Genomic DNA, 9,753 nt, shown 5'->3' with positions numbered 1-9,753 from the left:
AACACAAAATGCACTGCGAGCAAATAGTTTTCGATAAATCGTTTATTATCAATTTATTAGAAAATGTTTCGTTCGTAATTCCTGTCGGTACAACCTCTATGCGTTCGCTCGAAAGTTTGTATTGGTTTGGTGTGAAACTGTTAATTTCTCAAAAGAACCCCCTCTATCGGAGGGGGCAGGGGGAGGCTTTCTTCATTGAAAAACTTATACCCTATAATCAAACTGAAAGTTTTACTGCCGAACAATCGCTGAAAGCTGTCATTGATTACATGACCGAAAATAATCTTTCGCAACTCGTCGGCGAAACCGAAATTTTCATTTTTCCGAGCTACGAATTCAAAATTTGTAAAGGAATTATCACGAATTTTCATCAACCAGATTCTACATTAATCTTACTCGTAGCGGCATTGGTAGGCGAAAACTGGAAGAAAATTTATGATTATGCCCTCGAAAATAATTTTCGTTTTTTAAGTTATGGTGATTCTTCGCTTTTGATTCCGTAATTTTGCAACTCAAATTTCGTTATCAACTGTGGAGCGAACATCCTGTTCGCTATTAATATAAAGAATTATTTCTAATAAATAGTGAGCATGTAGGTCACTAAAACCAAAAAGCGACAGGCTGCAAACCTGTCCTACAAACATTTCAATGAAAAAAGCATTAACCACTATTTTAGTTTTTGTAAGCATTCTTAGTTTCGCCCAAGTCAGACCCGATACTCAGTACGGATTCAAAGTGGGTATCAGCAACTCAATGACTGCCATCATCAATAACCGCACAAATATTTCTAATAAATTAAGAAACGATTTTAATGCGGGTGTATTCTATCGTTGGAATTTGAAAAAAATCAGCCTTCAGCCAGAGTTATATTATCAAGCCAAAGGAGGAAGTTTCAAGGCAACTACCAATTTTGTTGAAACTGGAAATACGATTTTGCGTAATAATTATCAATATTTAACGGGGTCTTTTGTTTTAGGCTACGAAATTGCTAAAAATATACATTTAGTGGCTGGTCCGGAATACGGTTATGCACTCAATGCAGGTACAACACGTGGTCCATATACTAATTATGACTTCAGCCTTGCGGGAGGCGTGCGTATCGATATGCTTGATGCTGCTCATTTGTTTAGCTTAAATATTCGTTACATTCATGGCCTGACAAATACAACTAACAAAACATACACGCTCGAAGATAAATCGGTTATTCCGCTCAATTTCCAAAACCGCACTTTGCAAGTATCAGCAAGTTTTAATTTCAGCGATTATTATCGTTGGGCAAAAAAAGACAAAGCCAAACAGAAAAAATAAGACAGGTATTTTTTTCAAATACAAATAATTGCTTTAATTTTGCCACATGAAAAAACAAGTGTCATATAGTGTATTGTATTATTGTTTCGGATAAAATCCGCATCAAGCAAGATAACTATGTACATTTTTGATATATAATTAATCCTCTTGGTGCAAGCTAAGAGGATTTTTTTATAGTTCTCCTCGTCCCTAAAGGGGAGAAGATTACGTAACTTTTTTAAGCTCCCCTTTAGGGGCGGGGGGGTGATATATTATGAATTTCATCGAAGAATTACGTTGGAGAGGAATGTTGCAAGATGCCATGCCAGGCACCGAAGAACAACTCAATAAAGAAATGACGGCTGGGTACATCGGTTTCGACCCAACTGCAAAATCATTGCATATTGGTAATCTGGCAACTATTATGTTGCTCAAACATTTCCAATTGGCGGGCCATAAACCTTATGCCCTCGTGGGTGGAGCAACAGGTATGGTTGGCGACCCTTCGGGAAAATCGGCCGAGCGTCAGTTTTTATCGGAAGAAGTCTTGAAAGCAAACCAAGATGGCATCAGAAACCAATTGGTAAAGTTTTTGGATTTTGATTGTGGTGCAAATTCGGCCGAAATGGTCAATAACTACGATTGGTTCAAGGAAATCGGCTTCTTAGAGTTTTTACGTGAAGTAGGTAAATACTTGACCGTAAACTACATGATGTCGAAAGATTCGGTAAAAAATCGTCTGACAACGGGTATTTCATTCACCGAGTTTTCGTACCAATTACTACAAGGTTATGATTTCTACTGGTTATATAAAAACAAAAATGTTCGCCTACAAATGGGTGGTTCTGACCAGTGGGGAAATATCACGACAGGTACAGAATTGATTCGTAGAAAGGAAAATGCGATGGTTGGTGATGTTGAAGATGAAAACGTAACACATAAAGCATTTGCTCTAACTACACCATTGATGACAAAGGCCGATGGTCAGAAAATGGGTAAAACAGCAGGTGGCGAAACCATCTGGCTCGATGCAAATCTAACTTCACCTTACCAATTTTATCAATTTTGGTTAGGCCAAGACGATAGAGATGTGCCGAAATTATTGAGAGTATTTACATTATTCTCGAAAGAAGAAATCGAATCAATCGAAGCTCAACACGCTGAAGCACCACATTTGCGAATCGCTCAGAAAGCATTGGCAAAAGACGTGACTACTCGTGTACACGGCGAAGAACAATATGAATTGGCCGTAAAAGCCTCAGAGGTTTTATTTGGAAAAGGAACCCTCGAAACCCTACAAAGTTTAGATGAGGCCACATTTACGAGTGTATTTGATGGTGTTCCAACGACCGAAATCTCGCAAGAAGCATGGGCTGGCTGTGCAAGTGTATTAGATTTGATTTCGGTTACGACCAACAACGAAGTTTACGCATCAAAAGGTGAAGCACGTCGTGCCATGCAAGGCAACGCCGTAAGCATCAATAAAGTAAAAATCACCGACGAAAAACTACCAGTTTCCGAGCTACAATTATTACAAGGAAAATATTTATTGATAGGAAAAGGCAAGAAAAATCATATTGTGAAAATTTTGAGTTAATTAAGAATTGAGAATTATGAATTAAGAGTTGTGTGTTTCGGTCATAAATATTTAATTATCAATTATTTACAGACTTTAATTTTCAATTCTTAATTCTTAATTCATAATTATATCATTTTTTTTGGCATAATTTTGGTATTTCTAATTTGCAAAGAAAAAAAATACACTTATCTTTGCAGTCCCAAACAAAAAGGGAAACATACACGGGCATGGTGCAATGGTAGCATACGGGTCTCCAAAACCTTTGATCTGAGTTCGAATCTTAGTGCCCGTGCAATTTTATTAATAAAGAAATTATGCAAGAATTTTTTAAGAACTCTTGGGAAGAAGTAACCAAAGAGGTAACATGGCCCAAATGGAGTGAACTACAATCAAGTGCAACACTTGTATTAGTAGCATCATTAATTTTTGCTTTAGTAGTAGGTGTTATCGATTTTTTAATCGAAAACGGTCTGCGTTTATTCTACCAGTCAATCTAAGTTTCCTATAAATTTCCTATACAATGAGCGAAATCAATTGGTACGTTGTGCGGGCAGTTTCGGGACAGGAGAAGAAAATTAAAACCTACATCGAAAACGAAGCAATTCGACGCAAGTTGGATGAATTAATACCAACTATATTAATTCCAACCGAGAAAATCACAGAAGTTCGTAATGGCAAAAAACGTGTTCGTGAAAAAAGCTTTTTCCCTGGATACATCCTTGTCAATGCCGATTTAAATAATGGTGAAGTGCTTCACTTAATTAAAAGTATGCCAGGTGTAATTGGCTTTTTGGGTCGTAACAACGGCACATCAATGACACCAGAGCCTTTACGTCAATCTGAAATTAATCGTATTTTAGGTGTGCAAGAAGAGGTTATTATCGGCGATAATATTTCTCCATCGCTCACATTCGTAAAAGGTGAAAATGTAAAAGTAATCGACGGACCATTCAGTGGTTTCGATGGTGCAGTGGAAGAGGTGAATGAAGATAAGAAGAAATTGAGCGTAAGCGTTAAAATCTTCGGTCGAAGTACACCAGTTGAGTTGGGATATATGCAAGTTGAAAAAATGCAATAATCGTTCAAAGAATATTGAAGAAAGCCTTTCTGAAAAGAAAGGCTTTTTTTATGCCCAGATTTCTATTTCTAAGTACAAATACTTGCAAATACCTCTAAGAAAAGCGTATTTTGTGATAAACTAACTAAACCTTAAATTTCTATTATCAAATGTATTTATCAATTGTCTCACCAGTATATCGTGCCGAGAAAATAGTAGAGCAACTGGTTGAAGAAATTCATTTATCAGTCAAAACTATTACCGAAGACTACGAAATTATTTTGGTAGAAGATGGGAGTCCTGATGATTCTTGGGGGCGAATTGAGGCTATTTGTAAGAAAGATAGTAAGGTTAAGGGAGTTAGTTTAAGTCGAAACTTTGGTCAGCATTCAGCTATTTCAGCGGGTTTACAAGTTTCAAAGGGAGAGTGGGTTGTGGTGATGGATTGTGACTTGCAGGATAGACCTAATGAAATTCCAAATCTACATCGAAAAGCTCTCGAAGGTTTTGATGCAGTACAGGCCAGTCGGAAAGACCGTCAAGATAGTTTTTCAAAAATAATGGTTTCAAAAATCTATTTCTCTGTACTTAGGTACTTTACTGATGTAAAATTTGATAGTAGCGTAGCTAATTTTGGTATATTTAGCAGGAAAATTGTTGATGCGGTATGTAGTTTACAAGAATCTATTTTTGTTTTTCCGATAATGGTGAATTGGGTTGGTTTTAAGAAGACAATTTTAGAGGTTCAACATTCGGAGAGAGCAGAGGGTAAGTCAAGCTATAATTTTAAACGATTATTTGAGCTGGCCGTGAATATTATCTTGGCTAATTCGGACAAACCTCTTTGGATTATGATGAAATTTGGACTTTCGATTACTGGTTTATCAATTATCTTTGCTTTGTTTATCATTTTAGGGTATTTCAAAGGGTTCGTAACCCAACCTGGTTATGCCAGTTTGATTACTTCCATTTGGTTATTTTCAGGAATCATTATAGCTATGATTGGTGCTGTGGGTTTATATATTGGGAAAATATACGAGGGAGTGAAAAGTCGTCCACAGTTTATTATTAGACAAAAACTTAATATGTAATCTATATGAATGAATTAATCTATTCAGAAGTTGATAGTCAACGTTTTGGTGTACGAGTTTTTAGAAAAGTTTTAGATGAGTTTAGTGTTGAAGAGATAGCATCGCAAGTCGAAAAAGATAAGATTGACTTGATTATTTTGCGTTTACCATCAGTTACTAAAGATAAACATAGTGAACTACATAAACTAAAGTGCCAAGTTATTCATGCCGATACGCTGGTTTATTACTTTAGTGCATTGAAACGCTCAGAGATTACACCTTTGCGAAATAATTTATCATTTGAATTAATTTCAAGTGAGAATAGTCAAGTTTTAGACGAAATCGTGCCAATTATCTTCAAAGATTACACAAGTCATTACGCATCTAATCCTTGTTTAGATAAACAAAAAATATCGGCAGGTTATATCGAATGGGCAAAGTCATACATTTCAGAAGCACAGGAAGGAAGAATATCTTGGCTTGTGAAGCAAGCAGATGATATTATTGGTTTTGCTACTTGTACTTTTAATAAGGAGAAAAATGAATGTGAAGGCGTTCTTTATGGAGTAATGCCACAAGCAGCTGGAAAAGGGGTTTATACCGATATTATAAGGTTTACACAAGGATATTTTAAAGATTTAGGCTTTGCTACAATGTGGGTTTCGACCCAAATACAAAACTACAGTGTTCAAAAAGCATGGATTAAAGAAGATTTTCAGTTAAAGAAAGCATACGATACATATCACTTAGTTTTCAATAAGAATTGAGTTAGTTTTACTTTGTTGTATAGAAATCCATAAAAATATACTTGCTGATGATAAAATTATACACCACCTGCTTGTTATTTATATTATCTGTTTGTGCTGTTACTGCACAAAAAACTAAGCAAGCTCCACGCAGACCCTTACCTACAACTAATAATGTAAATGCTATTATTGGATGCTCAGTTTTTAGTAATCCACAAAACTATACTTGTAAACCATCTTTTGCGGTTGCAGCTCCTATAGACGATAATTCGGGTTATACTGAGCCGGCCGGTGCTAATTGGGACTGTTACGGTAGTCGTCCAAATCAGGTTTGGTTTTTGTTTACTGTAACTTCGCCAGGTACGCTTACATTTACTTTTAATGGAATTGATAATTCGAGTAATTATTATGATATAGATGGAATTATTTGGGGGCCAATACCAAACGGAAACTTTTCAAATGCTTGTTCAGTTACTGCAAATCAACCTATTACCTGTGATTGGGATTCAGGTTCGGCTGATTTAGTTGTCCCGAATGCTCAAGTAGGGCAGGTATATACAATGCTTATTACTAACTATTCAAACGAAGCAAATACCATTTATATTAATCAACCAACTGGTGGAGCTGTAAGTTATTGTATGGCTAATCTGCCTGCTGGTTGCTTGACGGCTAATGCAACAATAAGTGGAACTCAAACAGTTCAACCATCACAGACCGCAAACCTCACACTTTCGTTTACGGGTACGAGTCCATGGAATTATACTTTATCAAACGGAACAAGTGGAATCGCCTACTCATCTCCTTTAAACATTTCGGTCTCACCAACACAGACAACAACTTATACAATTACCTCATTGAGTAATAGTTGTGGCTCTGGTTCTGCATCTGGAAGTGCTACCGTAACAGTAAGTTCAAGCAATGTTAATTTAGATAGTGGCTTAATAACTTGTTTTCCTTTTAATGGCAATGCTTCAGATGCAAGAGGTGGAAACCATGCAACTGTCTATGGTCCAACCCTCACAACTGACCGATTTAATCGCCCTAATCAAGCATATAACTTTGATGGAGTGGATGATTACATGATCTTTCCAACAAATAATTTGCAGAATCAACAGTTCACTTACTCTGTTTGGGTGAAGCCCGATAGTCCACCAAATGAACATGAGTTTATTATTGAAAATACACAAAATATTGTGTATTCAGACTATACGCCAAACAAAGGATATGGCATCTGGAATTATCGAACAACACAAACAGGCCCTGCTACATACAGCCAAGTAATACCTACTGACTTGAATAGATGGTATCATGTAGTAGTGACGGCCACTGCCAATACTGTAAAATTATATATTAATGGTTCATTTGTCACTTCAACATTTGTTGGTGGGAATCCATCTTATAGTCTTACTACTGCACTTATTGGTAAAAGATTCAATAATACTTTCTATTTTGGTGGAAAGATAGATGATATAAGAGTTTATAGTAGGGCATTAAATGATGCAGAAGTAACAGCATTATACAATCTACCAGTCGAGGCCAGCTGCGAGTCGTATGTTCATACACAAGCAGGTTTAGTGAGTTGTTTCTCTTTCACAGGTGATGCCCAAGATGAGATAAGTATCAATAATGGTACTCCAACGAATGTTTCTTTGGCTTCTGATAGGTTTGGTTATCCTAATAGTGCTTATCAATTTTCGGGTAGCTCATCAAGTTATGTGAGCATTGCTAATCCGAGTAACTTTGCAACTAATAATTATACTTATTCGGGTTGGATAAAAGCAACCACATTGCCAAGTGGCACCGCTTGGATTTTTGGAATAGGACAAAATGGAGTTGGAGACCAGTCGCTCTATTTATCAAATACCAATGGTTCTGTTAGTTTTGTGGCTCATGCCTATGCCAATCCTACGTATTGCTTAACTGCTCTTATTTCAGGAAATAGCGGGGTAACAGTCACGCAAAATCAATGGTATCATATAACCATTACTATGGGACCTACTGCTTACAGAATGTATGTGAATGGAAAATTAGTAGCAACTTCACCTTCAACCTGCGTAAGTATGATTTATGGTACACCTTCTGCATATATTGGTAGCCGTTTGGGATACCTGTCTCCATTTACAGGAGTAATTGATGATTTTAGAATTTATAATCGAGAATTATCTGCTGAAGAAGTTAATAATGTGATGTTCACAAAAGGTTGCCGTTCTGCGTGTCCAGAAAATTTATCGTTGGTTAGTGCTTACATAAATCTTTTTCCTTTGAGGGAAGAAGCAGCTCAAATAATTGCAACTAATACGGTAACAACTACTTCTAAGCTAAGATATGATGGTACAAAATCAGTTTTATTACAGCCTGGTTTTAAAGTTGAGCAAGGAGCAGTGTTTGAAGCATTAAATAATGGTTGTGGAGGTGATAAATAGGCCCTCACTTATTAGTTTTGCTTGTTTAAGATATATTCTAAAGGAGTACAGCAATTTATAGGTGCTGTACTCTTTTCTATAATGAACGGGCAACATCCTTGTGTTGGACATTTATATGTTTTGGTTGTATAACTATATTTGCCTAAGGCCTTCACCTGTAATGTCTTTTGATTTTCTCCAGCTATAATAATTCCATCTCTATACCATTGCAGAATATCAATTTTCGAATCCTCTATCATTAATTGCATTCCAAAAGTCTCTGATGTTGATTTTATTGGGATAGATAGACAGATTCTTGCAAAATCATCTTCTGTATCAATACTATTATTTGTTTTTGAATCTAAATCTTCTTGGTCAGAGGCAAAAACTTCTCCTTCAATATACCAGACTCCACTTTGAGTTGGTTGATAATTGATATTTAATACACAACTATCTCCTGCGGCCAATGCTGGGATGGTCCACATATTGCTATCAAATGTGCCTCTGCTGCAATTTTGAGAATTTTTTATGACAAATGGAGGGGTATAGGGTATTTTGAGAAGTACTTTAATATTTGTAGCTGTGGTAGTGCTTTCATTTTTTAATTTGAAGGATACAACTCTTATAGAATCTTTTTGGACTACGAAATTTTTTGTCGAAGAAGTTAGAGCTAAGTCAATTTTAGGATTACTAATGACTCGTTCTTGTTCATAAAGCTGTTTAGTTTCTGATTCTGTTAGGGCAAATTTATAAATTCTAATATCATCAATTGCTCCTTGAAAATTTTGGTCATACGAACGGCCATAACAATCAAAACCGTTCCAAGTTCCGCCTGGCCTACTTCCGATTGTTAGAGGTTTAGTCGTGGGAAATATACTGCCATTAATAGGTTTATTATATTCATAAACCTTTTTACCATTTTCATAAAAAATAACTTTTCCAGCACCGTAAACCATAATTATTTGTTTCCATTCGTTTAATGGAGCAATAATTTTTGTATCATGCCAAACATATGCGGTGTTTGTTGCCCATCTTATTGAATTATCCTGCCACCTACTAATTTCATATTCACACTCTTTGTTGATGATAGTTGGTGCAGTATTATCAGGAGTACGTCCACTTCCTGTTGGTTTTATCCATAGACTAATTGTGAATTCTGTAGTAAAGTTAAGTTTGGTACTATGAGGTACTTGTATCCACTGATTTCCATCAAAATGATATGCTGAGTTTGCTGTTCCAAATCGGTCTGCAATTAAAGTAGCTCCATTGACTACACCATCATGAGTACTTGCTTTATCTGTTGCATTACCAGAGAAAGGATAATATGCAACAAGTCCGTTTGTGGTTTGTGCTTTTGTGTTTAGAAATAAGCATGAAATTAAAAATAGCAATAATAGTCGTGTGTATAGCATAAAAATGTTTTTTGCCATTATCATCGCAATAATTGTACCATTTAATAATAAAAAAGTACAGAGATATTTATGAAATTTATTGACAGTATTTTCGGATAGAACTCTTATTATATCAATAATTCATCATCTTAATAATTTATTTTAAATTAATAAAACCGTAACTTTGGCCACAAATATAACAAAGCTATGAATCTTGACTT

9 protein-coding genes and 1 tRNA gene are annotated in these 9,753 nt (G+C 35.9%); 9 read left to right on the top strand and 1 reads right to left on the bottom strand.

All coding sequences use genetic code 11. The features are described from left to right. From ACOVO2_RS15980 to ACOVO2_RS15940, 9 genes are all read left to right on the top strand, one after another. Window positions 1-503 (top strand): S-adenosylmethionine:tRNA ribosyltransferase-isomerase (locus tag ACOVO2_RS15980; RefSeq protein ID WP_421770940.1); only part of this gene is annotated, 503 nt, incomplete at its 5' end. Window positions 504-648: 145 nt separating this feature from the next. After that, window positions 649-1,308 carry a porin family protein gene (locus ACOVO2_RS15975; protein WP_421770939.1) on the top strand — a complete coding sequence of 220 codons (660 nt, stop codon included), beginning with the start codon at window positions 649-651 and terminating at the stop codon, window positions 1,306-1,308. Window positions 1,309-1,561: 253 nt separating this feature from the next. Beyond that, a complete protein-coding gene (gene tyrS / locus ACOVO2_RS15970) occupies window positions 1,562-2,884 on the top strand; it encodes a tyrosine--tRNA ligase (protein ID WP_421770938.1) in 1,323 nt (440 codons plus the stop codon). Window positions 2,885-3,087: 203 nt separating this feature from the next. Continuing rightward, window positions 3,088-3,158: transfer RNA gene (locus ACOVO2_RS15965), tRNA-Trp, on the top strand. Between the two features lie 22 nt (window positions 3,159-3,180). Beyond that, window positions 3,181-3,363 (top strand): preprotein translocase subunit SecE, encoded by a 183-nt coding sequence (gene secE / locus ACOVO2_RS15960; protein ID WP_188765738.1) that lies wholly within the window; start codon window positions 3,181-3,183, stop codon window positions 3,361-3,363. 23 nt (window positions 3,364-3,386) lie between these two features. Further along, window positions 3,387-3,944, top strand: a complete 558-nt coding sequence (gene nusG, locus ACOVO2_RS15955; protein WP_421770937.1) for a transcription termination/antitermination protein NusG — start codon at window positions 3,387-3,389, stop codon at window positions 3,942-3,944. 149 nt (window positions 3,945-4,093) lie between these two features. Further along, window positions 4,094-5,014 (top strand): glycosyltransferase family 2 protein, encoded by a 921-nt coding sequence (locus ACOVO2_RS15950; protein WP_421770936.1) that lies wholly within the window; start codon window positions 4,094-4,096, stop codon window positions 5,012-5,014. Between the two features lie 5 nt (window positions 5,015-5,019). Beyond that, on the top strand, window positions 5,020-5,760 hold the full coding sequence (locus tag ACOVO2_RS15945) for a GNAT family N-acetyltransferase (RefSeq protein WP_421770935.1): 741 nt from the start codon (window positions 5,020-5,022) through the stop codon (window positions 5,758-5,760). A 47-nt stretch (window positions 5,761-5,807) separates the two neighbouring features. Next, window positions 5,808-8,162 carry a LamG domain-containing protein gene (locus ACOVO2_RS15940; RefSeq protein ID WP_421770934.1) on the top strand — a complete coding sequence of 785 codons (2,355 nt, stop codon included), beginning with the start codon at window positions 5,808-5,810 and terminating at the stop codon, window positions 8,160-8,162. Between the two features lie 11 nt (window positions 8,163-8,173). Here ACOVO2_RS15940 and ACOVO2_RS15935 read toward each other — a convergent pair whose 3' ends face one another. Further along, entirely contained in the window at window positions 8,174-9,571 is a 1,398-nt protein-coding gene (locus ACOVO2_RS15935; RefSeq protein ID WP_421770933.1) for a LamG domain-containing protein, read from the bottom strand. Window positions 9,572-9,753: the final 182 nt, after the last annotated feature.

This window comes from Emticicia sp. (assembly GCF_049241225.1).
Classification (GTDB): domain Bacteria; phylum Bacteroidota; class Bacteroidia; order Cytophagales; family Spirosomataceae; genus Emticicia.
The sequence above is the reverse complement of the archived record's forward strand: the minus strand, read 5'-3'. Positions and strand labels throughout refer to the sequence as shown.

Coding starts and splice junctions, on each gene's coding strand:
- ACOVO2_RS15975 (WP_421770939.1), top strand. CDS start 649: ATGAAAAAAGCATTAACCACTATTTTAGTTTTTGTAAGCATTCTTAGT.
- tyrS (WP_421770938.1), top strand. CDS start 1,562: ATGAATTTCATCGAAGAATTACGTTGGAGAGGAATGTTGCAAGATGCC.
- secE (WP_188765738.1), top strand. CDS start 3,181: ATGCAAGAATTTTTTAAGAACTCTTGGGAAGAAGTAACCAAAGAGGTA.
- nusG (WP_421770937.1), top strand. CDS start 3,387: ATGAGCGAAATCAATTGGTACGTTGTGCGGGCAGTTTCGGGACAGGAG.
- ACOVO2_RS15950 (WP_421770936.1), top strand. CDS start 4,094: ATGTATTTATCAATTGTCTCACCAGTATATCGTGCCGAGAAAATAGTA.
- ACOVO2_RS15945 (WP_421770935.1), top strand. CDS start 5,020: ATGAATGAATTAATCTATTCAGAAGTTGATAGTCAACGTTTTGGTGTA.
- ACOVO2_RS15940 (WP_421770934.1), top strand. CDS start 5,808: ATGATAAAATTATACACCACCTGCTTGTTATTTATATTATCTGTTTGT.
- ACOVO2_RS15935 (WP_421770933.1), bottom strand. CDS start 9,571: ATGGCAAAAAACATTTTTATGCTATACACACGACTATTATTGCTATTT.